This is a genomic window from Gammaproteobacteria bacterium CG11_big_fil_rev_8_21_14_0_20_46_22, assembly GCA_002796245.1.
Taxonomy (GTDB): domain Bacteria; phylum Pseudomonadota; class Gammaproteobacteria; order UBA12402; family UBA12402; genus 1-14-0-20-46-22.
In genome coordinates, this window is sequence record PCWT01000064.1 from 20410 (window position 1) to 45613 (window position 25204).

General features: G+C 47.9%; 28 protein-coding genes. 19 read left to right on the plus strand and 9 right to left on the minus strand.

Annotated features, from left to right (window positions below; all coding sequences use genetic code 11):
• Positions 1 to 42 precede the first annotated feature (42 nt).
• The 15 genes from COV52_08840 to COV52_08910 all read left to right on the plus strand — a co-directional run bounded on the left by COV52_08840 (position 43) and on the right by COV52_08910 (position 15114).
• Positions 43 to 1005 carry a hypothetical protein gene (locus tag COV52_08840; GenBank protein PIR10386.1) on the plus strand — a complete coding sequence of 321 codons (963 nt, stop codon included), beginning with the start codon at positions 43 to 45 and terminating at the stop codon, positions 1003 to 1005.
• Positions 986 to 2434 carry a hypothetical protein gene (locus COV52_08845; GenBank protein ID PIR10387.1) on the plus strand — a complete coding sequence of 483 codons (1449 nt, stop codon included), beginning with the start codon at positions 986 to 988 and terminating at the stop codon, positions 2432 to 2434. The genes COV52_08840 and COV52_08845 overlap by 20 nt, the downstream gene beginning before the upstream one ends.
• Positions 2421 to 3134, plus strand: coding sequence for a hypothetical protein (locus COV52_08850; GenBank protein PIR10388.1), 714 nt, complete (start codon positions 2421 to 2423; stop codon positions 3132 to 3134). Before COV52_08845 ends, COV52_08850 begins: the two co-directional genes overlap by 14 nt.
• Positions 3135 to 3205: 71 nt before the next feature.
• Positions 3206 to 3538, plus strand: coding sequence for a hypothetical protein (locus COV52_08855; GenBank protein PIR10389.1), 333 nt, complete (start codon positions 3206 to 3208; stop codon positions 3536 to 3538).
• A 65-nt stretch (positions 3539 to 3603) separates the two neighbouring features.
• Positions 3604 to 5097: a hypothetical protein gene (locus tag COV52_08860; protein PIR10390.1), complete on the plus strand. Its 1494-nt coding sequence runs from the start codon at positions 3604 to 3606 to the stop codon at positions 5095 to 5097.
• Positions 5098 to 5154: 57 nt separating this feature from the next.
• Positions 5155 to 5931, plus strand: a complete 777-nt coding sequence (map, locus tag COV52_08865; protein ID PIR10451.1) for a type I methionyl aminopeptidase — start codon at positions 5155 to 5157, stop codon at positions 5929 to 5931.
• Between the two features lie 68 nt (positions 5932 to 5999).
• Positions 6000 to 7433 carry a hypothetical protein gene (locus COV52_08870; protein PIR10391.1) on the plus strand — a complete coding sequence of 478 codons (1434 nt, stop codon included), beginning with the start codon at positions 6000 to 6002 and terminating at the stop codon, positions 7431 to 7433.
• Positions 7434 to 7494: 61 nt separating this feature from the next.
• Positions 7495 to 8220, plus strand: coding sequence for a hypothetical protein (locus COV52_08875; protein PIR10392.1), 726 nt, complete (start codon positions 7495 to 7497; stop codon positions 8218 to 8220).
• Positions 8221 to 8360: 140 nt separating this feature from the next.
• Positions 8361 to 9821, plus strand: a complete 1461-nt coding sequence (locus COV52_08880) for an IMP dehydrogenase (protein ID PIR10452.1) — start codon at positions 8361 to 8363, stop codon at positions 9819 to 9821.
• Complete coding sequence (locus COV52_08885) at positions 9818 to 11362, plus strand: glutamine-hydrolyzing GMP synthase (GenBank protein ID PIR10453.1); 1545 nt, start codon at positions 9818 to 9820, stop codon at positions 11360 to 11362. The genes COV52_08880 and COV52_08885 overlap by 4 nt, the downstream gene beginning before the upstream one ends.
• Entirely contained in the window at positions 11363 to 11815 is a 453-nt protein-coding gene (locus COV52_08890) for a tRNA adenosine(34) deaminase TadA (protein ID PIR10393.1), read from the plus strand.
• Between the two features lie 24 nt (positions 11816 to 11839).
• Positions 11840 to 12982, plus strand: coding sequence for an ABC transporter permease (locus COV52_08895; GenBank protein PIR10394.1), 1143 nt, complete (start codon positions 11840 to 11842; stop codon positions 12980 to 12982).
• Positions 12979 to 13740 carry a polyamine ABC transporter ATP-binding protein gene (locus COV52_08900; protein PIR10395.1) on the plus strand — a complete coding sequence of 254 codons (762 nt, stop codon included), beginning with the start codon at positions 12979 to 12981 and terminating at the stop codon, positions 13738 to 13740. The genes COV52_08895 and COV52_08900 overlap by 4 nt, the downstream gene beginning before the upstream one ends.
• A complete protein-coding gene (locus COV52_08905; protein PIR10396.1) occupies positions 13733 to 14503 on the plus strand; it encodes a hypothetical protein in 771 nt (256 codons plus the stop codon). Before COV52_08900 ends, COV52_08905 begins: the two co-directional genes overlap by 8 nt.
• Entirely contained in the window at positions 14500 to 15114 is a 615-nt protein-coding gene (locus COV52_08910; protein PIR10397.1) for a hypothetical protein, read from the plus strand. The genes COV52_08905 and COV52_08910 overlap by 4 nt, the downstream gene beginning before the upstream one ends.
• 273 nt (positions 15115 to 15387) lie before the next feature.
• Here the strand turns inward: COV52_08910 and COV52_08915 are convergent, their stop codons facing one another.
• The 5 genes from COV52_08915 to COV52_08935 are packed head-to-tail and all read right to left on the minus strand — an operon-like array spanning position 15388 to position 18442.
• Positions 15388 to 15762 carry a 50S ribosomal protein L19 gene (locus tag COV52_08915; protein ID PIR10398.1) on the minus strand — a complete coding sequence of 125 codons (375 nt, stop codon included), beginning with the start codon at positions 15760 to 15762 and terminating at the stop codon, positions 15388 to 15390.
• The gene (locus COV52_08920; GenBank protein PIR10399.1) at positions 15762 to 16505 is read right to left on the minus strand and encodes a tRNA (guanosine(37)-N1)-methyltransferase TrmD; all 744 of its coding nucleotides are present in this window, start codon (positions 16503 to 16505) and stop codon (positions 15762 to 15764) included. Before COV52_08920 ends, COV52_08915 begins: the two co-directional genes overlap by 1 nt.
• Positions 16498 to 17016: a ribosome maturation factor RimM gene (locus tag COV52_08925; GenBank protein PIR10400.1), complete on the minus strand. Its 519-nt coding sequence runs from the start codon at positions 17014 to 17016 to the stop codon at positions 16498 to 16500. The genes COV52_08920 and COV52_08925 overlap by 8 nt, the downstream gene beginning before the upstream one ends.
• Before the next feature lie 8 nt (positions 17017 to 17024).
• Entirely contained in the window at positions 17025 to 17282 is a 258-nt protein-coding gene (locus COV52_08930) for a 30S ribosomal protein S16 (protein PIR10401.1), read from the minus strand.
• 59 nt (positions 17283 to 17341) lie between these two features.
• Positions 17342 to 18442 (minus strand): hypothetical protein, encoded by a 1101-nt coding sequence (locus tag COV52_08935; protein PIR10402.1) that lies wholly within the window; start codon positions 18440 to 18442, stop codon positions 17342 to 17344.
• Here COV52_08935 and COV52_08940 point away from each other — a divergent pair.
• The 4 genes from COV52_08940 to icd all read left to right on the plus strand — a co-directional run bounded on the left by COV52_08940 (position 18434) and on the right by icd (position 22523).
• Entirely contained in the window at positions 18434 to 19606 is a 1173-nt protein-coding gene (locus COV52_08940; protein ID PIR10403.1) for a sodium:proton antiporter, read from the plus strand. The two genes, COV52_08935 and COV52_08940, sit on opposite strands and share 9 nt — an antisense overlap.
• Before the next feature lie 243 nt (positions 19607 to 19849).
• Positions 19850 to 20368 carry a 1,6-anhydro-N-acetylmuramyl-L-alanine amidase AmpD gene (locus COV52_08945; GenBank protein PIR10404.1) on the plus strand — a complete coding sequence of 173 codons (519 nt, stop codon included), beginning with the start codon at positions 19850 to 19852 and terminating at the stop codon, positions 20366 to 20368.
• Positions 20369 to 20378: 10 nt separating this feature from the next.
• Entirely contained in the window at positions 20379 to 21071 is a 693-nt protein-coding gene (locus COV52_08950) for a hypothetical protein (GenBank protein ID PIR10405.1), read from the plus strand.
• Between the two features lie 9 nt (positions 21072 to 21080).
• Entirely contained in the window at positions 21081 to 22523 is a 1443-nt protein-coding gene (icd, locus tag COV52_08955; protein PIR10406.1) for an isocitrate dehydrogenase, read from the plus strand.
• Between the two features lie 194 nt (positions 22524 to 22717).
• Here icd and COV52_08960 read toward each other — a convergent pair whose 3' ends face one another.
• The 4 genes from COV52_08960 to raiA form a co-directional block, all read right to left on the minus strand.
• Entirely contained in the window at positions 22718 to 23986 is a 1269-nt protein-coding gene (locus COV52_08960) for a hypothetical protein (GenBank protein ID PIR10407.1), read from the minus strand.
• Between the two features lie 93 nt (positions 23987 to 24079).
• Entirely contained in the window at positions 24080 to 24349 is a 270-nt protein-coding gene (locus COV52_08965; GenBank protein ID PIR10408.1) for a phosphocarrier protein HPr, read from the minus strand.
• On the minus strand, positions 24346 to 24867 hold the full coding sequence (locus COV52_08970; GenBank protein ID PIR10409.1) for a hypothetical protein: 522 nt from the start codon (positions 24865 to 24867) through the stop codon (positions 24346 to 24348). The genes COV52_08965 and COV52_08970 overlap by 4 nt, the downstream gene beginning before the upstream one ends.
• Positions 24818 to 25114 (minus strand): ribosomal subunit interface protein, encoded by a 297-nt coding sequence (gene raiA / locus COV52_08975; GenBank protein PIR10410.1) that lies wholly within the window; start codon positions 25112 to 25114, stop codon positions 24818 to 24820. Before raiA ends, COV52_08970 begins: the two co-directional genes overlap by 50 nt.
• Positions 25115 to 25204: the final 90 nt, after the last annotated feature.

Below are 25204 nucleotides of genomic sequence, written 5' to 3' on the forward strand. Positions count from 1 at the left end.
TGGGGTTAATATCGGTGTTCTATTCTTTTTTGATATTTCCCCATGGTTTATGAAGCTTTGCACGCCTTGTATTGGCGTGTGGATGGTGTCTTGCGAGAGAGTGTTCGCAGGGTGTTATCTGATAAACAGTTCGAGGCATTGTCTCAGGCTTGGCATGCATTAAGGCAGTGTGAATTCATTGAAGACGGCGTGTCGCGTTGTCGAGTGTTCAATGTGCCTGTGTTTGAGTTTGAGCGTTTGCTGTGTGATGGTCGTCATTTAAAGCGCGTGTTGGTCAGTGGTGCGTATCAGCGAGCAGGAGCGGTAGGTTTGATGTGTCTCATTGTACAGTCTGCCTTAATAAAATCAATGCGTGATCGCAGTATGCTTGCCCCATTAATCTCGCTGTCTCGTGAATCTCATTTTTTACTGTGTCTGCCGATGTCTGATGTGCGTGAAGACAGCGTATGTGGTTTGCAGTCTGAGGTGATCGCAAGATCGTTTTATTCTCATTATGAAAAGCCTGAGCATGGTTATACCTGGATCAGTGCGTGGCCTGCGTTGCTCTCATGTTTGTATCAGCGTGTGGGCAGCCAGGGTTATTTTACGCCGTCGCGCTATAGCCTGTCGTGTGAGCGGGGTGTTTTGAATCAATGTTGTTTTCGTTATATCTCAGGTGAGCTTTTGTGTGATCAAGCCTCAGGACTTTATTTGTCTGAAGGCTTAAGTTATTCGCTATCAAGTTGGTTGACTGGTCTTTTGTTTGTTCACGCATTAAAAATCATGCTGCGAAATAAAGTGGGTGTTTCGGTGTCGGCTCAAACGTTAACGCAGGACTTATCCTATTGGCTGATGGCGTATTGCCAGGATGAGTGCAGCAGTGAATCACGATGGCCTTTGCGTCACGCCGAGGTGTCTGTGCATGAACAGGCTGACGGGTTTAGGCTTGTCGTTAAGTTAGTGTTAAGTGATGGCGTGAAAATGAATGTTGAGTGGGTGGTGGATCATGAAAACCGGGCCTTATGATCGTTATTATGATGTGATACTGCGTCAGCACACAGTGCCATTGCCGGCGATGATGGTGCTTGCACCCTCAGCAATCGATGAACCCATGGCGATTAATTGTGAGGATCACTTTGAAGTGGGGGGTGCCATTTTTCGAGCCTTGTATCCTGTCAGTTGTCAGCCAATTGAATTGCTTGAGCTTGAGGTATTGCCGCAATCTCTACGCTTTCATTGTCGATCAACAGCGCATTCTGAGACTTGCTTGACGGCGTTTGATATGATGATCCGAGCAAGCCCTGAGCTAGCTTACCCCTGCCTTGATGCTTTGCTGCATCGTCGTGCTGACAGTGACTCTGATGAGGCGGGTCAGCTCATTGATTGCACCCTAAGAAGCAGTTTATCGGGTGGGCGCTTGTTGCCAAGCTCAGTCTGTTTGGCCAGTCCCTGGGTCTGGCTTCGAGAGCTGTTTCTATTCCCTGAAAAAGACCTGTGTTTGACGCTCACGCTTAATCCTATCATGGTTTCACCAGGTGAGGCGTTTAGTGTGTCGGTGCGGTTTTCCGAGCCTTTGCCTGAGCTACTTTTGAGTTTATCAGTGAAAGATTTTCTGTTTAACGCTTTTGCTGTTGCCAATCATTTTATCAAAGTGCCCGAAATGGCTGAGGCCGATTCGGGTGATGTCTGCTTTCCTTTGCGTTTTTTAGATGAACCCGGTGCTTCTCGTCTGTCGGTGCTTGATGTATGGGATGTTTGTTTTTCTGATGAGCAAGGGCAGGTTATCTCGAACATTTCCCCATTTTGTGCGCCGAACATATCGGTGGGTGATCAGCCTGTTTGGATCTTGCATCACGATACTTCTGTGTCTGAAGTGGCTTGGTGCAGTGAGCTGCGGCTGGAGTCATTTGAGAGCTTTTCAGGCCGGGTACAAATGAAGGCGCTCGTCACACAGCCTAATGTCTTGTTTAATCCTCAGCGTTCTTTTCGGGTTCAACACAAACCGAGTCAAACAATCTTCACGACTTGCGAAGTATTCCGCCCTTTGCAGCGTATGTGGCTCGCAGACAGGCTGAGATTTTCATTGTGGTATGCACTGGCAGGCTGGTCGATTTTATTTTCATACGGTGAACACCGCGAACGTCTGCTTGCTCTGTTACGCTGTTTTTTACCGGGGAATAAGTGCTGCGCCCTCGATGAGGGTGTCGTGTCTTTTCTGATGTCACCTGAGCATCACCGCGTAGATGCGGCTTCCTTGTCTTTTTGTGTTGCAGGGTTTCGCGCACGTTTGGTGGTTAATGAGCGTGTGCTGGGTGAGGATTTTGTTTACAGGCTGGCTTTGTTTTTACGGGAGTTTCTGTTCTCAAGTGTTTTAGCTATGCCAGTTCTGTGTTTTGAGTTGCATTACTTGGGAAAAAGTCAGCTTCGGGAGTGGTTAGCTGATGTCAGCATTTGAGTGCTATTGTTTGGCGCATGTACCAAGCCTATCTTTGACGGCTTTATACCGGCGCCTGCGTTATATGGGCTATGAGATTGATGTGTGTTTTGTCGATGCGCATGAGGCTGTTTGTGACATTCATTCGATCACCTTTGATAAACACCGTCGAGTGTTGATTCGAAGCTATCGTAAACTTTCTCGTCAATGTTTGGAGGCCAGTCTGGATTATGATGTTTTGGTCTCGAGCGAACAGTGTATTTGGCAAGGTATGGTATCGGATGAGTCACTCTTTGCGCTTGCGCAATTTGAGCGAAAGCTTTCGGTGGTGAAAAATTGCAGTCGTGAGACGCTGGCGCAGCGCTTGTCTGAGCTTTTCTCTGCCCGTTTTGCGAGCGTGTCGTCTTTTCATTTAGTGTCATACGATCACTCAGGCTCGGCCTGGCAGTTTCCAGATTTTTTGCTCGGTTCTTGGCGGTTGAGTCCTTGGTTGTCGTTGAAGGTGAGCCTTCAGGCTTGCCGAGAGCCCGGGGTGTTTGTGCGGCCAATTTTTTGCAAAGCGCTCTTAAAAAGCCTGGGCGTGCTTTTTCCTTTTGTGCGGGAGTGGGTGTTTGAGGTGAGCTTTTCGTCGACGTGTGCTTGGCGCTTGGGTGAGTCGGCTGGTGTGTTATCGGGCGCCCCTGGATTTTTTGTTCAAAAAATAAACGCATTTCAAGCCTGAAAAAGGGCTGTACATTGGCGCTAATCATGCTGATAATAGATTTTTTTAATGAGTCAATGGAGGGGAGTCTCATGAAAAAGCAACATCCTTGGTTTCACGTTTTATTTATTGCGATCGCTGTTATCGGTTTGCTCACCGACAAAGGCCTAATCTTCTTAGTGGGTCTAGTGTGTGAAATCATTTACTTGTGGCGTATTTATCAGCAGAAGAAAACGCCGGCTGCTTCAGACAAGCCTGCCCATAAAGCGAAGCCTGCTGCTGCGACTCACGACAAGCCAAAGGTGGAGAAAACGCATCAGCATCAGGCTCAGAATGAGTCAAAAGATCACCTGGCGGCGGGTCATCAACAACAAGACCATCAGGGTGAACATCATGATGATCAACACCATGATCAGCAAAAGTAACTGCTTGTGTTATGTGTAAAGGCCGAAGTGATTCTTTTCGGCCTTTTTCTTTTGTGGTTTGATAAATGAGTGAATTAGACAGTCAATCTCTCGGCGTCAAAGAGCAGTTTGCGCAGCAGCCTCGTGGCGTGTTGACCATGTTTGTCGTTCAACTATTTTCTGTGATGGGCTACGCGTATGTATATGCCTTGCTTCTCTTGCTTGCGGTGCGGGTTTTTGGCTTTGGTGATCATCAGGCCTTTGAGCTGACCGGCGCATTTAATGCTTTAAACTTTGCAACCAGTATTTTTGGCGGTTACTTGGCCGGTCGTTTCTTAGGTTACCGTTTTTCCACCGGTGTCGGTTTGTTTGTCGCCGCCGTTGCACTGGTTATTTTGTTGCTGCCACACCACTTGGCGCTTTATTGGGGTTTGTCGTTTCTAGTGTGCGCCGAAGGGATGTTGATTCCTTCTTTATTTGTTTTATTGGGTCGTTTGTACCCGCAAAATGACCCGCGTCGTTTGTCAGGGTTTATGCTGATTTATGTGGGGATTAATGTCGGCGCTTTTTTGGCTGAGGCTTCATCAGGCGCAATTAGCCATCAGTTGGGTTATGGCTATGCCTTTTTTCTTGGCGCCTTATTTATGTTGGTCGCGCTGTTTGTATTTTTATTGCAGCACCGCTTGTTCAATGGTGCGGGTTTTGCTCCTCGCTTTGCGAAGCAGCGCCCAGAAGCGATTAAGCGCTCGCGCTTGACCGGCATGTGCTGGCTTTTGATTTCTTTGCCGGTTTTGGCGTTGATGCTGCATTTTGCTGTCTTAACACACTTTTTTTTAATGGCCTTGGGTGTGGCGGCTGTTCTATTTGTACTGCACCTTGCAAGACTTGAGGGTGAGATGTATCGCAAGCGCCTTTATGCGTTTGTACTGCTCTTATTAATTTCTTTTGTGTTTCTTGTCTTTTATATGCTGATTCCTTCGGTCTTGGTGTTGTTTACCGTGCGAAATGTGAACCATGTTATTTTCGGTATGAGGGTGCATACCACAAGTTTTCTTGCTTTAAATCCATTTTTCGTGGTGATTCTTGGCATGTTGTTGGTTTTATTTTACTTGCCGAGGCTTCGGAGGAACTTTCGTCAGTCTTTGCCGTTAAAGTTTACTCTGGCCTGTTTTTTGATGGCTTTGTCGTACTTCGTTTTGGTTGTGGGTATACAGCTGGCCAATGTTAAAACGGGCCTCGTGAGCCCTTGGTGGGTTGTTGGTTCATATTTTCTGCAAACCTTGGCCGAGCTTTTTGTTGTGCCGACAAGCTTCGCCATGATTGGTGAGCTGGTGCCGATTCGTCTTGAGGGTTTGTTGATGGGTATTTGGCTGTTTTTAACGGGTGTGGCCTCAAGCACGGCCGTGGTTTGTTCGGGCTTGATTCGCATGCCGGCGCATATTACCACGCCTTCTATTACCAATGATCTCTACAACCAGGCTTTTTTGATTTACGGTAGTGTGATCATCGTGATGGCTTTGGCGTCTGCTTTGTTGATTCCCTTTTTGCAAAAATTGCTGCGAGATCCCTCAACAGCTTAGTGCTGTCGTGATACACTGCACCTTTCGATGCTTGAGAGAACTATGCGAACTAACGATATTAGCCAAAACCTGAAAAAGCCTGATGAAATCGAGAAAATGCGTATCGCTGGTCGCTTAGCGGCTGATGTGCTCATGATGATTGGACCGCACGTGCAGCCTGGGGTAACCACAGAAACTTTGGATCGCTTATGTCACGATTATATTGTCAACGAGCAGCAGGCGATTCCTGCTCCTTTGAATTATCATGGTTTTCCTAAATCAATTTGCACCTCGATTAACCATGTGGTGTGTCATGGTATTCCTAATGACAAACCGCTTAAAAATGGTGACATCATTAATATTGATGTGACGGTGATAAAAGATGGGTATCACGGTGACACCAGCAAGATGTTTCTGGTTGGCGATAAAGTCTCTGTTGCGGCAAAGCGTGTTGTGAAAGTTGCTCAGGAGTGTTTGTACCTTGGGATTGAGAGGGTTAAGCCTGGTGGCAGTCTAAAAGCAATTGGTGCGGCGATTCAGGCCCATGCTAAGCAATACAATATGAGCTCAGTGCAAGAGTTCTGTGGCCACGGTATTGGTTCGCAGTTTCATGAAGATGGGTTTAACGTGCTGCATTACGATGCGCCACATATTCCAGAAACGATATTGGAACCCGGGTTGACATTCACCATCGAGCCCATGATCAATGTTGGTAAGCGACAGGTTAAAGTGTTGCGTGATGGTTGGACGGCGGTCACAAAAGATCGCAGTCTTTCTGCGCAATGGGAGCACACCTTGCTGGTAACGGACAATGGTGTTGAGGTACTGACCTTGCGTCCTGACGAGAGCCTATAAGCTTTATCTGTTTGAATCGGGTTTGGTGTTTGTGGTATACAGGAGCCTGACTTCATAAGAGACATTGAGTGAAGGGTTTGTTTTTTTGGCAGCGTTTATTGTTGGCGGTTGTTGCGATCGCCACCTCCGCTTTGCTATTGAATGTTGCGACCGATGTCACCACGCTTTGGTATACTGCCTGGCTTGCGCCTGCGCCGCTTTTGCTGTTTGCTTACTATGGCCGTTTTTGGGAAGCTTGGCTGGTGCTCTTTCTCTCATTCAGCCTTGGCAGTGCAAGTTATATTCTGTTTTATCAAAATTTGTTACAAAGCCATCTGCTTTGGATAACGCTCTTATCCTCCGCGGCATTCGCCTTCTTTCTGATGTTGACTTGCTGGATTTGCCGAAACTATGCACGCTGGTGGATGGTCTTTATCCTGCCTTTGGTTTGGGTGTCTTGTGAATTTATGCAGGCCCGCCTGACAGGTTTGGGTACCTTGGGCGATTTGGCTTATACCCAAATTGGTTTTCTGCCCATGCTGCAAATTGCGTATTTAACGGGTATTTGGGGCGTGAGCTTCATGGTGGTGTTGCTCTCTAATGCGATAGTTTTTTCTATTTTTATGATGAATAAGCCCGGAGGGCGCTTTTTGTGTTGGTTGTTGCCTTTATTGGTGGTTTTGTCCTCCTTAGTCTTTGGCATGGCGCGCATCAGTCAACCTCAGTTGCAAGATCATGTGCATGTCGGCTTGATTGTGTTGCCACATGATCAGCGTAATTTACCCGTGGCGCAAAAAATTCAGCGTTATGGTGAATTAGTGAAAAGGCTTAATCGAGATCCTGTTCAGGTGGCGGTCATGCCTGAGCAAACTTTAACGCTCAATGACCATAATTGGGTTGAAGGTTTGGCAGGCTTTTCGGCCATTGCTAAGCGCTATAAAACGAATTTAATTCTGGGGGTGGACCGTCACTACCGAGCTCGCAAGATGCGCAAAGAAGTTTGGTTTATTAACGCGCAGGGTCAGCTGGCGGGCGTTTATGATAAGAATGCGTATTTGCCTAAAGCCTTATCACGTTACCACGAGGGCAACCGTTTGCTGGTTTTAAATAAGCCCTCTGGGCTTTGGGGCGTGGCCTTGTGTTCCGACATGGATTTTCAAGACGTGGCTCGTCGCTACAGTCGTTCGGGTGTGGGGCTGATGTTTGTCTTGGGGCGAGATAGCAATCTTCACGACGCGTATATTGAGACCGGCGGCGATATTTTTCGAGGTGTTGAGAATGATTTTGCTGTCGTGCGCGTGGCGCAAGGCGGCTTGGTGACGGTATCTGATGATCGAGGGCGTATCTTAAGTCTTGAAAAAGTTCGCCAAAAAGAGTCGACCTTGCTTAGGGTGTATGTACGCCTGGGGCGGGGTAAGAGTGTTTATGCTGATGCCGGCGATTGGTTTGCCTATGTCTGTTTGGTCCTTTCATTGCTGTTCTTGTTTCGATACCTTTCTCTAGAGCTGCCAAAGAATAAATGAAGTTAAGTTTGCAGATCGCTCGGGCTGCTTTATACTACTGTACTCCGTAGCGGTGGCCTTCATGGTAAAGTTAGAATCGGTATTACAGTTTGCGGCAGGTGATGAGCGTTATGAGCGCATTAATGCTTTTCCTGTCACGGTGTATGCGAAGGACGGTACGGGCCGTTATCTCGCGGGTAATCACTGTATTTCACGCTTGGCGGGCTTAAGTTCTGTCTCTGATCTATTAGATAAAACGGATCGTGAGCTTTGCTGGGGTGCGAGTTTTGATACCTTGATCGCCAATGATCATGAGGTTATGGATCGAGGTGAGGCTTTGTTTCGTATTGAGCCTGTGGTGGATGCTCTGGGGCATGCGGTGAATATGTTGTCCTTGAAGCTGCCTGTTCAAAACTTGGCCGCAGAGTGTGTCGGTGTGCTGGGTATTTCTTTGAACCCCCTGGATTACAGGGCTTCAGACTTTTTTGATATGGTGGCCCAAATTGCTCAAAGCTTTGGTGCCAAGCAAGACTTACCTCAGTTTGCTCAGGCTGGTGCAGCGCCTGTGGTCGATGCTCGAGAAATCCTGTTAAAACGTTTAACCCCTAGAGAACAAGACTGTGTGCGATGTTTGGTCAAGGGCATGAGCGCCAAGGAAACCGCGCAAGTTTTGAATTTGTCGTATCGCACCATTGAAGTCTATTTCGAAAAAATCAAATCCAAGCTCGGTGTGCACAAGAAAACCGAGATTCTAAGCTTGTTGTATGACAACGAAGCCTTACTGCTTAACGAAACGTCGTTTAAATGATCTAGCCCCGATTTTTTGTTCTGGTGTGGTATGTCTTCTTTGTGGGTTGCTTTGGGCTTAACTGCATAAAAGCGCTGTTCAACTCAGGCGCTTTTTGCTAGCATGCATTGCTAATTTCATTAGCAGGAGATCAGACCATGATCCGCCTTTCGACCGATGCCCTGACCTTTGATGACGTGCTCTTGTTGCCCCGCGAATCTCATGTGTTACCCAAGGATGCCAAGCTCGGCACCCAGCTTACGCGCGGTCTGCGCCTCAATATTCCTTTGTTGTCTGCGGCTATGGATACCGTGTCCGAGGCGCGTTTGGCCGTGGCCTTGGCGCAGGAAGGTGGTTTGAGTGTGATCCATAAAAACATGAGCCTAGAGGCGCAAGCCGATGAGGTTCGACGGGTGAAGCGCTTTGAAAATGGCGTGATCAATGATCCGATCACGGTGGGCCCTGATTGCCGTGTGGGGGATCTCATGGCGCTCACGCAAAAGAATAATTTTTCTGGTGTGCCGGTGGTTGATGGCGATAATGATCTGATTGGTATCGTCACCAGTCGTGATATGCGCTTTGAAACCAACTTCGAGCAGCCTGTAAAAAATATCATGACGCGTAAAGAGCAGCTCGTCACGGTGCGCGAAGGAGCGAGCAGTGAAGAGGTCATCGCCTTGATGCATGAGCATCGTATTGAAAAAATTCTAGTGGTGAACGAAGCCTTTAAACTGCGTGGCATGTACACCGTTACCGATATTCTAAAGGCTAAAGAAAAGCCGCAAGCGGCAAAAGATAATCGCGGGCGCTTATTGGTGGGTGCGGCCGTGGGGGTGTCGGATAAAGAAAAGGCGCGAGTAGAAGCTTTAATCGCAGCGGATGTGGATGTGATTGTGATCGACACGGCGCACGGTCATTCAGCCGGTGTAATTGACCAAGTGGCTTGGGTGAAAAAACATTTTCCGAATGTGCAGCTTATCGGTGGCAATATTGCGACTGCTGATGCCGCTAAAGCGTTGCTCAAAGCGGGTGTGGATGCGGTGAAGGTTGGCATCGGTCCTGGCTCTATTTGCACCACGCGCATTGTCACGGGGGTGGGCGTGCCACAAATCACGGCTATTTCCAGTGTGGCGAAAGCTTTAAAAGGCAGTGGTGTGCCTTTGATTGCCGATGGCGGTATTCGTTTTTCAGGCGATATTTGTAAAGCGATTGCCGCTGGTGCGAACACGGTGATGGTGGGCAGCTTGTTTGCTGGCACAGATGAAGCGCCAGGCGAGACGATTTTGTATCAAGGCCGATCCTACAAAACGTATCGCGGCATGGGCTCTTTGGGGGCGATGACGCAAGGCTCTAGTGATCGTTATTTTCAATCGAATGTGGCCGAAGATAAGTTAGTGCCAGAAGGCATTGAGGGTCGCGTGCCGTATAAGGGCAGTATGTTGGGTGTGGTGTCTCAACTGATGGGTGGTTTGCGATCGTGCATGGGGTATTTGGGGTGTGAAAGTATTCCTGTGCTCCAAAACAATGCGGAGTTTGTGCGTATCTCTGCAGCCGGCATGCGCGAAAGTCATGTGCATGATATTACGATCACCAAACAAGCGCCGAACTATTGGGTGGAATAAACGTGCAACACGATACGATCATTGTTTTAGATTTTGGTTCACAGTACACACAGCTCATTGCCAGGCGTGTGAGAGAGCTTGGTGTGTATTGCGAGCTGTATCGTTATGATGTCGATGAGGCTGTGATACGGGCGTTATCCCCTAAAGGTATTATTTTATCCGGTGGGCCAGAAAGCGTGACGCTGGATCATACGCCACGCTCACCGCAATGGGTGTTTGATTTAGGCGTGCCGGTGCTTGGTATTTGCTACGGTATGCAAACCATGGCGGAGCAATTGGGCGGCAAGGTTCAAAGCGCTGCGGTTAGTGAGTTTGGTCATGCTGAGATTCAGCCCATGGCGGCGAGTCCTTTGTTTGGTGCGCTTAAAAATTTGAATGTTTGGATGAGTCATGGCGATCAAGTAATAGAGGTGCCGCCAGGTTTTTCGGTGACGGCAAAAACCGCTGACGTGCCGATTGTTGCGATGGCCGATGAGTCGCGCAAACTTTACGGCGTGCAATTTCACCCCGAAGTCACGCACACACCCGATGGCCAAGCTTTTTTGTCTGCTTTTGTACAAGAGCTTTGTGGTGCAGGTGCAAACTGGACGCTGGACAATATTATTGATACGCAAATTGCGCTGGTGCGCGAAAAGGTCGGGCGCGATCAGGTGTTGCTCGCATTATCTGGCGGCGTGGATTCATCGGTGGTTGCCATGCTCTTGCATCAAGCCATTGGTGAACAGTTGGTCTGTGTGTTTGTCGACACGGGGCTTTTGCGTTATCAAGAAGCCGAGCAGGTGATGGCAACGTTTTCTGAACATCAACATATTCGTGTCATCAAAGTTGATGCGCGCGAGCGTTTTTTTGAGGCTTTAAAAGGCGTCAGCGATCCTGAAGAGAAGCGCAAAGTGTGCGGTAAATTGTTTATTCGGATTTTTGAAGAAGAGGCGAGCAAGCTTAAAGGGATAAAATGGCTGGCGCAGGGTACGATTTACCCGGATGTGATTGAGTCGGCGGGCAACAGTACCCAAGCGGCGCACGTGATTAAATCACATCATAATGTGGGCGGTTTGCCCGAAGACATGCATTTAAAACTGATTGAGCCATTGCGTGATTTGTTTAAAGACGAAGTGCGCAAACTCGGTGTGAAGCTGGGCTTGCCGCACGCCATGTTGTATCGCCACCCTTTCCCGGGGCCGGGGTTAACGGTGCGTGTCTTGGGTGAGGTGAAGCCTGAGTCTGTCGAGATTTTGCAAAAGGCAGATCATATTTTTATTGAAGCACTGCGTGAGCACAATTTATATGACGCTGTTAGCCAGGCGTTCGCGGTATTTTTACCGGTGAAGAGTGTGGCGGTAAAGGGTGATGCGCGCGCGTATGAGTACGTGATTGCTCTGCGTGCGGTGGAAACAGTGGATTTCATGACAGCCACTTGGGCAGAATTGCCGCACAGTTTTTTAGCGAAAGTCTCCAGCCGCATCTGCAATGAATTAAAGCATGTTTCTCGCGTAGTGTATGATATTACGGGCAAGCCACCGGGTACGATTGAGTGGGAATAAATGAAACCGCGTGACGAAGAATTTATGCACGAAGCCTTGGCGCAAGCGCGCTTGGCTGAACTCGCCGGTGAAGTGCCGGTCGGCGCGGTGCTGGTGAAAGAGGGTCATATCATCGCCAAAGCCCATAATCAGCCGATTAGCGAATGTGACCCCACAGCCCATGCCGAGATTCAGGTTTTGCGCCAAGCTGCTAAAGCCTTGGGTAATTATCGCCTGCTGGACACCACCTTGTATGTAACCCTAGAACCTTGTGCAATGTGCGCCATGGCTTTGGTGCATGCTCGGGTTAAACGGCTGGTGTTTGCGGCTAGCGATCCGCGTACGGGTGCTTGCGGCAGCGTGTTTCAGCTTGCCAGCAATGAAGCCTTGAATCATCGTTTGAGTATTGAGTCAGGTGTGTTGGCAGAGTCAGCCTCATCACTGCTTCAGGCTTTTTTTAAGTCGCGACGCTAGAAAGCCTTTTTTATTGCCGCTACAATGAGTCATCTAAAAGGATCGTGTTCAATGACAGGGACCATCGAGTTTCAACAAACCAGTGCTGAGCTCTCTGTTGTATTGGCAGGTGAGATGACTAAGGCGACGGTGCCGGCTTTGTGGGCTGAGTTGCTTGCTCATGCCAAAATGCCTCACCCGGCCCAGCTTTCCATTGATGTGTCCGCGGTGTCTCATTACGACCTTGCGGGCCTTATTCTCATTGACTCTATCCCCAGTTTTTTTTCGGCGCCAAAGCCAGTTATTCAGGGTGCAGATCAGGCCTTACTCGATGGCTTAAAGCGCGTTGAACCCGAGGTAAAAAAAGCCGAGACCCTGGAAAAGAAAAAAATATTTGCCAGTATTCCAAGTGATATGGGTCGCGCAACTTTGTTTATTGTGGATCAGGTTTGCCAGAATTTAATTTACACGGGCGCAGTTTGTCATTTTCTTTGGCAGGCGATTAGGCGTCCGAAGCTTTTACGTTGGCGTGATGTGTTTCGTGTCATGGAAGATACGGGGCCGAATGCCTTGCCGATCATTGCTTTGCTCGGTTTTATTATTGGTTTAATTTTATCGTTTCAAGCCAGTGTTCAGTTGCAAAAATTTGGTGCGACGATTTTTGTCGTAAACCTTGTGGGCATTAGCTTGGTGCGTGAGCTCTCGGCCTTGTTCACAGCGATTATTTTAGCGGGGCGCACGGCCTCTTCGTTTGCGGCTGAAATTGGCACGATGAAGGTTAACCAAGAGTTGGATGCGCTGTCGACCATGGGCTTATCTTCTGTGCGCTTTTTGGTCATACCGCGCGTTATTGCAGTGACATTGATGCTGCCTTTGCTCAGTATCTTTATGAGTTTTTTTGGTTTGCTAGGTTGTGCGGTGTTTATGCGGGCAACAGAAGTGCCTTGGGAGATTTTCTTGCGCCAGCTTGAAGGCGCAGTAACCATGGGTGATTTTTGGGGTGGTTTGTTCAAGGCGGTTGTGTTTGGCATCTTGGTTGCAGCGATCGGCTGTGCCAATGGCTTGAAAACCGGCAATGGTGCAAGCGCAGTGGGTCAGTCCACCACGCGTGCGGTGGTGGGGACTATCGTCACATTGATTGTGGTCGATGGTTTGTTTGCGGTTTTATTTTACTGTTTGAGTTTATGAGCAAGACGATGATTACAGTGAACGATTTGGTCGTTAGCTTTGGCGAAAAGCGTGTTCTGGACCGTATTTCCTTCGATGTAAGGCCTGGCGAGGTGTTTGTCATCCTCGGTGGTTCTGGTTGTGGTAAATCGACTTTATTGCGTCACTTAGTGGGTTTGCGTGAGCCGCAAGGTGGACAGATTATCATTAATGGCCATGATATTACGACTGACAGCTTAGAGAATATGGATAAGGCGATTGAAAGTTTTGGTGTGATGTTTCAATCGGGCGCATTATTTGGCTCAATGACCTTGCTTGAAAATGTGCGTTTACCGCTAGAGGAAAAAACCGAGCTGCCACGCAAAGTGATGGATGAAATGGCGGCCCACAAGCTGCGTCAAGTGGGGCTTGGGGATTTTTTGCATTATGTGCCGGCTGAAATCAGTGGTGGGATGCAAAAGCGTGCGGCCATTGCACGTGCGATGGCGCTGGATCCGCCCATGTTGTTTCTGGATGAGCCGTCTGCTGGTTTGGACCCCATTACCTCGGCTAAGCTTGATGAGCTGATTCTAGAGCTTTCAAAAACTTTGGGTGTCACTTTTGTGGTGGTTTCGCATGAATTGCCGAGTATCTTTGCTATTGCAGATAGGGTCATTATGTTGCAAGATGGAAAAATTGTGGCCGAGGGCGATCCGCGGGATCTGCGAGATCATTGTGAACAACCTTTTGTGCGACAATTTTTTCATCGCGAGTCAGATAAGGCCAGTGTGAATGGATAGCCGACGAGAAACAGATTATTTTCGCATAGGGGTGTTTGTCGTCATTGCCATCGCGTTGATCGTTATCGCCATTTTTGCTTTTACGGCAGGTAATTTATTTTCTTCACGCCTTTATGTGGAAACGTATTTCAATGAATCAGTGCAAGGGCTTTCGCCGGGTTCTGTTGTCAAGTATCGCGGTATTGATATTGGTGAAGTGAAGAAAATTAAACTCGTTTCGGCTGAGTACAATTTGCCTGAAAATGAAATGAATTCGAAGTTCGGCCGTTATATTTATGTTCTACTTTCTTTGGATCCGCATTTTATGCCGGGGTTAACGACGAAAGAGTTGGCTGATACCTTGCGTGAAGATGTGGATGAGGGCTTGCGCGTTAAGATGAGTTTGAAAGCCTTAACGGGGGGCGCGTACGTTGAGCTTAATTTCGCAGATCCCGGTCAAGCGCCGATGCTGCCGATTTTATGGAAGCCACGTTATTTGTACATTCCCTCTGAAACCAGTACGTTGACGCGCGTGGGTGACAGTGTGCAGGATATTTTAAACGGTTTGAGCAAGGTGGATTTCCAGCGTTTATTCACGAATATGCAGGACTTGGTGACGCGAAGTAATACCTTGGTCACAAAAGTCGATAACCTGTTGGATCGCACGCAAGATGGTGTGGTCGCCACGGTGAATAATACACAAGCGATTACGTCTAGGCTTCGTAGCAGCCCGTCAAGTTTGTTGTTTAGTAAGCCTCAGCAAGTTAACCCGAGGGATTTATGATGCGATGGTTAATGCTACCGGTTTTGTTGGCAAGCGTATTACTTTCGGCTTGTGTGAATTTTGGCGATAATTTGGCGCCGCAAAAAACCTACATGCTCGCTGTGCCTGCCCGTCAAACCCCTGAGAAAACACTCACGAAAGCGACACTCTCTGTGTCAGAAATATCAGCGGCCGCACCGTATAATATGAACTCTTTTATTTACCGTGTGAGTCAGTCGCAATATCTTAGCGATTATTTTCATGTGTTCATGGTGAATCCGGGTGAGCAAATGACGGACTTGTTCTCGCGTTATTTTGCTGGTCAAGGTTTGTTTGAGAATGTCAGCACATCGGGCACGCAGGTGTTAAACCCTGACTATACCCTGCAAGCGCGCATTTTGGATTTGTATGCCGATTATCGTGATCGTACCCATCCAAAAGCAGTGTTGTCTTTGCGTGTTAAGTTGTATTATGGTCAAAATCATTTATTGAAATTAAATCATGTCTTCACGGCAATCACGCCCTTGTCGGATAAAACCAATCCGGCTTTGGTGAAGGCTTGGGATGCGGATTTGTTGAAGATTTTATCCCAATTAAGTGTCCGTGTTCGACACGTAGTCCTTGAGTCGTAGCTATAGCCCACCTCATACTGTGTTGCAAGCTCATTCATCATCGGTCATGTGTTTCTCTGATAACCTGGGAACACAAAACCCGCCTGGCCTTGAGTGTTGCGTGTCCTCATTTCAAGGACGCCATAAACCCATCCCTGGGGGCTCTGGGTTCGGCTTCCTGCCTCACACAGCCTTGAAATGAGGACACGTAAATCTAGCGGCCAGGCTACGTAAGACGGTATAAAATAAAAAAGAGATTGATAAAAAAAGCCGGTCAGTGACCGGCTTTCGAGATTATTTCTTGTCGCCTTTCTTTTTCTTGTGATCAATGCGCTCTTTAATGCGCGCAGAACGACCACTGCGTTCACGAAGGTAATACAAGCGAGCTTGGTTTACATCGCCTAAGCGGTCAACACTGATGGTGTCGATCAAAGGGCTGTGTGTTTGGAATGTACGTTCAATGCCTTGGCCGGCAGTGATTTTACGAACGATGAAGTTAGAGTTCACGCCGCGGTTACGTTTGCTGATGACAACGCCAGTAAAAGCCTGTAGACGCTCACGCTCACCTTCTTTCACTTTGACTTTCACAGTCACTGTGTCGCCTGCGCGAAATTTAGGGATGTCGGTACGCATCTGTTCTTGTTCAAGTTGTTGGATAATGTTGCTCATTACTGTTTACCTTGTTCGTCAATAAATTCGTTTAATAACGTCGTTTGCTCTTTGCTCAATGTGAGCTTATCGAGCAGGTCTGGCCGCTTGAGCCAGGTCATCCCGAGAGCTTGTTTTTCACGCCAACGCGCGATCGCCCCGTGATTGCCGCGCAATAATACATCAGGAACCCCTTGATCTGCAAGCTTTTCTGGTCGAGTGTAGTGAGGATATTCCAACAAACCTTGGCAAAAGGAGTCTTGCTCGGCTGATGTGTTGTCGCCTAGGGCGCCGGGCATCAGGCGCAGGCAGGCATCGATGACGGCCATGGCCGGAATTTCACCACCGGTGAGGACAAAGTCGCCGATCGAAAGCTCGGCATCAATGTCGGTTTTTAAAAGCCTGGCATCAATGCCCTCATAACGACCGCAGAGTAGTATCCACGGACCAGATTTACTCATTTTTTGAGCAACGCCTTGTGTGAATGGCTCGCCTTGGGGGGAGAGGTAGATCACCTTGGCTTGTTCGCCAAGCGAGGTTTTTGCCGCAGTAATCGCTTTGCGCAAGGGCTCAACTTTCATGAGCATGCCGGGCCCGCCACCATAAGGCTTGTCATCCACTGTGCGGTGTTTGTCGTCGGTATAGTCTCTAGGGTTGAAAAAATGCAGCTCGGCGAGAGGTTTGTCTAAAATTTTGCCGGTGATGCTGTGCTTGAGGGTTTCAAACATCTCAGGAAACAGCGTAATCAGGCCGATGTTAAGCATCGTCTTGTGCCTCATCCCAGTCAACACAGATGCGTCTCGCTTTTCGGTCAACCTGGGTGATGAAATCACCCAGGATGAAGGGGATCAGTTGGCGTTGTTTGCGGTTGGCTGATTTCACGGCTAGGATGTCGTTAGCCCCCGTGTTAAAAAGCTCATCGACAGCGCCCAAAAGTTGCCCATGCTGGTCGATGACTTCAAAGCCTTTCAGCTCGTGCCAGTAATATTCTCCTTCATCGAGGCTGGTTAGTGCGGTTTCTGGCACCCAGATTTCTCGGTTAGTGAATTCGCGGACCTGATCACGGTCATCAAAGCCCCGGATGTGGGCAATGATTTGGGAGCCTTTGGCTTGGCATTGTACACATTCGACGGCTTTGTATTCGCCATGTTTGGTTTGTATAAACCAAGGGTAGTCAATGATTGCCGAAGTAGGTTCGGTGTGAGATTGGACTTTGATGTCGCCCCGGATGCCAAAAGGGGCACAAAAGCGCCCCATGATCAAATAATTGGTCATTATGAAACTTATGCCGCTACAGTGGCTTTTTTCGCTTGTTTCAATAATTTGGCCACACGCTCAGACATTTTCGCGCCTTTAGCGATCCATTGCTCCAATAGATCAACGTTTAATGATAATTCTTGTTCTTGGCCTTGAGCGACAGGGTTGAAGAAACCCAATTTTTCGATGTTGCGGCCATCACGTGCATTGCGGCTGTCAGCTACAACGATATGATAGAAAGGCTTCTTTTTGGCGCCACCGCGTGAAAGTCGAATCGTTACCATGATATTCCTCGTTTAAGATATAAGCTCTCGTAGAAAGGCGCCCATTCTACCAGATTTTTTTAATTTTGGAAGCCCGAATCGCTGTCGAACTGTTGATTTAAGCGGGTTATGAGGTTCTGATTGCACACCAAAATGCCTAATTCACGGTTGTGGTGGAAAGACGTGCTCGTGAAATTGTTTGAGCCTAGGTAGGCGATGCGATCGTCACTGATGATCAATTTGGCGTGTAAGGTCGGCGTTTGCAATGGTAAAACTGTGATGCCTTCATCTTTCAGTGATCGTATCATCACTCGATACCCTGTGCTTTGCTTTGGGCGGGTGAGCAGGGTGATGCGCACACCGCGTTTGGCGGCATGCTTGAGTGCACGAATAAAAGCAGGGTCGCCAAAACCTGGGGCGTAGAGTTTGAGTGAATGCTGGCTGCTGTCGATAAGGCGCAGAATATCCCGTCCATGGTTTTCTGGGCTAAACACTAAAGGCGATGCGCTCAGTGTGGGTGTTCGCTCAGACCAGTCGGCTTGAAAAACGGTCTCGATTTGCCCGACAAGCGCAGGCTTCGTGAGCTTAAGGTAAAGGTTGCGCTGTGTGTAAAAGCCTGAGTAGGTGAAGTTGCCTGTCATTAAAAAAGCCGTTTTTTTGTCGATAATGAGGGCTTTTTCGTGAAGATTGGTGAAGTACTGGGGTGCCGTTTTTACAGCGATGTGCTCTTCACGCAACCAGCGAATGGCTTTTTGGTTCGTGTTTGTCGCGTTATACGGCGCTTTGTCGAGCAGTACCTGGATGTTGGCGCCATGGTGTTTTGCCTGTATTAATGCCCGAATAATCTGTCTATCCGTGAGCGTGTAGGTAATGACTTGCACCGATTGTTTGGCGCGCTCAATGGCTTGCGTCAAAGGTTGTGCGTGTGTTTGTGGTGTTACCCAAAGTGGCAAGTCAGTGTTTTCGCAGGGCAACGCGAAGCCACAGGCGCTCGCGCATAGAGCTGCCAGGGTGTAAAGCCAAGTTTTCATGAGGTTTATTTCGTGAGGTTTGTGTGAGCATAGTAAACGACGCGAGCCTTGCGCTGTCAAGTTTGGTTTGTTTTTCGCGACGGTGATTACTTTTACACCGTCTTTTGGTAGACTCTGCTCTCCAGTGTTTTGGGCGGTTTTATGCATCATCTCGATACAGTTACCTTTACCTTGTTTTTGATTTTTTCAGGTGCCGCGATCATTTCAACAGCAGCATTGTTCACGCGCCAATCGATGTTGGTCGCCTATATTGTGTTAGGTGCGCTCTTAGGCCCCTTTGGTTTTAATATTTTGAAAAAGGTGGAGATCGTTCAGCAAACCGGCGATATTGGCATCATGTTTTTGTTGTTCTTATTGGGTCTAAATCTTCACCCTCAAAAGCTTGTGCAAATGTTTTCAAAAATGACCTGGGTGGCCTTGGCGAGCTCTGTGGTTTTTGCGCTGATTGGTTTTGGGCTTGGTGTGTTGTTTGGCTACGATGTGACGACGTCTTGGGTGATCGGCTTGGGTATGATGTTTTCGAGCACCATTATTGGTTTGAAGTTATTGCCTACAACGGTGCTGCACCATCAACATACGGGTGAGGTCATGATTTCCGTGCTGCTTTTGCAGGACATTATTGCGATTATGGTGTTGATGATTCTGGAAATGGTGTCCCAAGGCCATGTGTCGTTTGGCCGGATCAGTTTGTTTATTGTTGCGCTACCTTTGCTCTTAGTGTTTGCATTTTTTATGCAGCGTTTTGTCTTAATTAAACTTTTAGCTAAGTTTGATCGCGTGCATGAATACATTTTTTTGCTGTCCGTGGGTTGGTGCTTGGCCATGGCGATTCTAGCCGAGGTCTTGGGTTTGTCTGCCAATATTGGCGCGTTTATCGCAGGTGTAGCCTTGGCGGCGCACCCCATCTCGCAATATATTTCGGAAAACCTAAAACCCTTGCGTGATTTTTTCCTAATTATGTTTTTCTTCTCGATTGGTGCGCAGTTCGACTCGCATTATTTGCCTGAAATTTTAGCGCCTGCCATTTTGTTGGCCATCGTGATGCTGGTGGTCAAGCCTTTGGTGTTTCGTTTTTTGATCCATCAAGTCAAAGAAACCAAACCCGTGGCCTGGGAAGTCGGTGCCCGCCTAGGGCAAGCCAGTGAGTTCACCTTGTTGCTCGCCTACTTGGCGTTAAGTACAGGCCTAATTTCAGCGCAAGCTTCCTGTCTAATTCAAGCAGCAACGCTGATTACGTTCATTGTTTCATCCTACGTCGTGGTCTTGAGGTATCCCTCGCCACTGGCATTCTCTGATAAACTGCGTAGAAACTAAACTGGCGTCGATAAACTATGCAAAATCTTCCTGTAGCCTGGGTTGAAATGCGAAGCATTGAAAACCCGGAAAATAGAAACCCGGATTATCGCCCCTTCGGTGCTCAATCCAGCCTACATTTTATGGCTAATGTCATTGCGAGCGAACGCCAGTGAGCGCGGCAATCTGGTCCATTAATCTTGGGATTGCTTCGTCGATTCGCTCCTCGCAAAGACGGTTGCTACGTCCAACTTGGGGGCTATTATGGAGTTGATCAACGGTTGGCTGGATGGCATCAAGCATCAATATTCTCCAAACTACGATGCGCGTGATGAGCGTCCGACACTGGTCGTGATTCACTGTGCCAGCTTGCCCTTGGGTGAATTTGGTAACGGGCTGATGGAGAAACTTTTTATGGATGAAATCACTGCGAAGACCCATCCAGAGCTCGCCCACTGGCTTGCTGGTCGTGTCTCGGCGCATGTTTGGATTGATCGCCAAGGCGAGCTGACTCAGTTCGTCTCTTGTGATGACAAAGCCTGGCATGCGGGGCGCTCAAGTTTTAACGGGCGTGAAGCCTGCAATGATTTTTCTATTGGGATTGAGTTGGAAGGCTGTGATCATTTGCCGTATACTGACGCACAGTATGTCAGTCTCAATGCAGTGTTGAAGGCGCTCAAGGCGGTGTACCCCATTAAGGCCGTCGTGGGGCATGAGCATATTGCGCCGGGGCGTAAAACAGACCCGGGGCCGTTGTTCGACTGGTCTCGCGTCATTAAGTGATAGGAAGTGTATGCGTTTTTTAGTATTAGCCGTTGCTTTATTTTTAGAGAAAACTTTTTCATTAAGCCAATGGCGTAAACGCTTTTTTGTGAACTCCTTATACCTTCGCCGCGCTGAGACGGTTTTTTCAAAATACGCTTTTTATCGAGGCTATATTGGCGTGTTGTGTTTGGTGGTGCCAGCGGCTGTAGTCGTTTTGCTGCTTGAGATTCTCATTTTTCGCAACCTGCATGGGCTTTTGTTACCTATTTTTAATTTACTCGTGGTGATGTACTGCTTGGAAGGCTGTGATTTTCGTTGCCAGTATTCTTTGGATACGCAGATGGAGAAAAGCCAATATCAATTTACCCTGATTTTTTGGTTTATGCTGTTGGGCGCGTTCGGTGCTGTGTTTGCCCGCTTATTACAAACCTTGAGCGAAGAGGGCGATCATCGTTTGCGTGAGGCTGCCAACCGCCTGTACGCCTATTTAGCCTGGGTGCCTTCGCGCCTGCTGAGTCTAAGCTTTGCATTGGTGGGTAATTTCAGTGAAGTGTTAAATCGATGGGCGGCTGATGCAAAATCTGCCGGTAATCACGAGCTGTTGTGTGCTAGCGCGAGCTTGGCGATGAATGAGCAGTATGAAACAGTTAAGTTATCGCAGTTAGTGAACCGAGCCTTGTTAATTTGGCTTGCGGTTTACGCGATATTAATTTTGATATAGGAGAAAAAGATGACAACAAAAACACCGATTACAGTGGCCTATGGTGACGGTATTGGCCCGGAAATTATGGCCGCTACACTGCGCATTTTAGAGGCTGCGGGTGCGAACATTGCGCCTGAAGTGATTGAGGTTGGTGAAAAAGTCTATCTTTCTGGTAATACCACCGGTATTCCGCAAGCAGCCTGGGATTCATTGGCGCGCACACGTGTGTTGTTAAAAGCGCCAATCACGACGCCACAAGGCGGCGGCTACAAAAGCTTGAACGTGACCTTGCGAAAGTCTTTGGGTTTGTATGCGAACGTTCGCCCTTGCCGTTCTTTGTCGCCGTTTGTGCCGACAAACCATCCTGATATGGACTTGGTGATCGTGCGAGAAAACGAAGAAGACTTGTACGCCGGTATTGAGCATCGCCAAACCGATGGCGCTTATCAATGTTTAAAAATTATCACACGTGAAGGTTGTGAGCGCATTGTGAAATACGCGTTTGAATATGCTCGTAAATTTAATCGCAAAAAAGTCACTTGCATGATCAAAGACAATATCATGAAGATGACGGATGGTTTGTTTCATCAAGTGTTTAAACAAATTGCGCCTTTGTATCCTGAAATTCAAACGGACAGCATCATTATTGATATCGGCACCGCGCGCTTAGCGTGCAAGCCTGAGTTGTTTGATGTGATCGTCACGGAAAACTTGTACGGTGATATTATTTCCGATGTGGCGGCTGAAGTGGTCGGTTCTGTCGGTTTGGCCGGTTCTGCGAACGTCGGCGACAAGGTCGCGATGTTTGAAGCGATTCACGGCTCTGCCCCAGATATCGCGGGCAAGAAAATTGCCAACCCATCGGGCTTGCTAAACGGCGCGATTCAGATGCTGATTCATATCGGTCAGCCAGATGTCGCGGCGAAAATTGAAAATGCTTGGTTAAAAACCTTAGAAGATGGTATTCACACGGGCGATATTTACAATGAAAAGTTAAGTAAGCAAAAAGTGGGTACGGATGGATTTGCTGATGCGGTGATTGAGCGCTTGGGTCAGGCGCCTAGCAATTTCGAAAAAGCGCAGTATGAATCTAAATCGTGTGAGCCAGTGCAGTTGCCTGTAGCGCCTATGCAAGAAAAACGCTTGGTGGGCGTGGATGTGTTTATCAATGTGAACATGTGTAACCCAGAAGCTTTGGGCGAACAGGTTTCATCTTTGGTGAGCACGCTACATTTGAAAATGATTTCTAATCGTGGTGTGAAAGTCTACCCCGATGGCCAGGCTGAAACACATTGTTCGGATCACTGGTGCTGCCGTTTTCAGAAAGACGAGTCTTTTTCAACGATTGCGCCACACGATGTGTTAAGCGTGATGCGTGAGTTGATTGACGGCGGTGTGGATGTGATCAAGTCAGAGAATCTGTATTTCTTTGATCAAGATCGTGGGTTTACGTTGGCTCAAGGTGAGTAAGTGAAACTGGATTTTTTCGACTATTCTATTTCGAACCCGAAGCATTAGGGCCTGTTTATAATTCATTTTTGCAAGCGAAAACTGAGGGGGTTGAGACCAAATTGTTTATTATTCGAGGCGAATAGCCAGTCCTATTTAACGAGAAGAATGAACAAATTGGACCAACTTTACTCAGTTTACAGCGTGAAAATGAATTATAAACAGGCCCTAAGGGCTTTGCTTACTTTTTTAAAGCAAAACACTCCGTAGGCTAGCACTAAAAATCCGCATGATAGTAACAGTGGGCTCATGGCGTTATAGAGTGTGATCCAGCCCGCTAAAAATCCCGTGATGGCAAACGCGAGCGACAAGGCAGAGTCGCTTACGCCCATCACGAGCCCCTGTTTATTATCTGCGTTCTCATTTGAAAGCAGCGTAATTAGTGTTGAGTAAACATTCGCCGTCATAATGGTCACGGGAATGGCTAGAAGGCACTGCTGCCAAAGTTTATGTGCAAAAAATGCGAGCAACAAACTGACGATGCCTAGCCACAAACTGAAGCTCAATAATTTTTTGGGTTTTAAAAGACGTGCGCAAGCGCGCAGTACAAACATTAAGCTCAGTGAAAGCATTAAACCAATATAGGTTGAGAAATAACCGACTTCGCTACCATCCAAGTGAAACGCTTGCACGGCGGTCACGGCAATGCCCTGGTAATACAGGCTCCAGCTGAGTTCAAAGAAGAAAAAAATTGTGAGCAAGTGTTGATTAGGACGATGGCTTAGAAATTGCTTTAAGCTTTTTCGCAAAGGGATGTGGGATAAGTCGCTGTGTGTTTCTTTCAGGTAAAACACTAATAATAAAAAATTAAGCGCGGTTAGGCCGGCTGCAGCATAAAATGGGGTGCTTAAGCCAAACCAGTGCACATAGTGTGCATTGGATAAAACGCCGCCGAGTAGGGGGCCTGCTAGTAAGCCTATGGTCATGGCGAGCGCGATTACGCCAATGTTCAAAAGCTTTGCTGTACCGCTTGAAATATCGGTCATGGCGGCTTGTGCAACAGCTTGGCTGCCTGTTGTGAAGCCGCCGATGATGCGCGCGATGATCAGCAGGCTTAAACTCATCCAACGAAAGCTGATGACGTACATCACATACGCGATAAAGGTGCCGAGTAAGCAATACCCGAGTAGGGTTTTTCGGCCGAAACGATCCGAGCAATAGCCTACAATGGGTGCGCCAAAAAAATACGCGAACGGCGGTAAAAATAAAATAATGCCAAAGAGTATATGTCGCCGCTCTAATGATGCATGCGCGCCAAAGATGCTGGCGCCGGTTTTGGTGAGCAAAGGGGCTAACACGGGCAGTGTCATGCCAAAACTCATGCCGTCGATGATGATTAATAGAAATAGGGGGATAATGCTTTTCGCATGGTTCATAAAATTCTCCTCATACCGTTCCGTTCGGATACAGTTGGTGTTGGTCATTATAAGCGTATTTTTGAGAAAGCCAAGTTGTCTTAAAGCTTGTGTGGCACCCAATAGACAGGCGGGTTTTTGTGGAAGGGAAGGCAGGCGGGCTTATTCGCTCTCGCCAAAGCGATTATGAATTAGCGCTTTCACGGCGCCAAAAGCCGCTTGCTCATCGTCACCTTCAACTCGCAAGGTGAGTTCTGTGCCGCAAGGAGCGCCTAATAACATTAGGTTCATAATGCTTTTCGCATCAGCGGTTTTGTCGCTTCTGATTAGTTCGATTTTGCTATTGAATCGTTGACAAGTGTTAACCAACACATTGCTCGCGCGAATGTGTAGGCCAAGTTTGTTAATCAGGGTGATGCGTTCTTCAATCATTCAATGACTACATCGGCTTGGCAAAGTGTGAGTAGGCGATAGGCCTCCTCAATGCCGTGGGTGTCATTGAGCTGGGCAATGCGCGTTTGGCATTGAAAGCATTCAGCCAGGCAGCTCAAGACGCTGATGTGTTCTTGTTTGTTGTTTTCAGGCATCACTAAGCCGAACAACATGCTGACGTTGTGTTCATCATGGTTGTCAAAGGCGATGGGCTCGTGCAACTTGATGAAGGCGCCAATGGGTCGTTCAACCTGAGCCAGACGCGTGTGAGGCACGGCAATACCTTTGGTGATCACAGTGCTGCCCAGGCGCTCTCGGGCTAGAAAACCATGAAGGATGTCTTGGTGAGTCACACCCTCCAGGTTTAAATCTTCAGCAATCATTTTGCTTAAAAGCTCAAGGGCACGCTTTTTGCTGCTGATGTGGCAGTCCACCAACACGCGGTGTGGGGAGAGGATATCTTGAATTTTAGTCACGGTGTTTGCTGATCTTTTCTTTATGCTCAACGACTTGGCGATTCAAAATCTTCATCATTTCATCGATGGATTTGTACATATCGTCAGAGCTGGCTTTGGCGTGAAATTGATGGCCAGGCACGGCGATAGTGATCTCTGCGATATTGTCGAGTTTTTCAACATGAATGGTCATGTGTGCGCTGGTGATGTGGTCAAAGTGGCGCTGCACTTTTTCAAAACGTTGATTGGTGTGATCCTTGATGGCATCGGTTACGTCGATAGTGTGGCCAGTGAATGTGATGTGAGTCATTGTTGCTCTCCTTGTTATCGCTACGTGGGCCGATTATAACAAGCTTATTTGCGGCCTGTCACTCATTCTGTTTTAGAGTTCAGTTTCAAA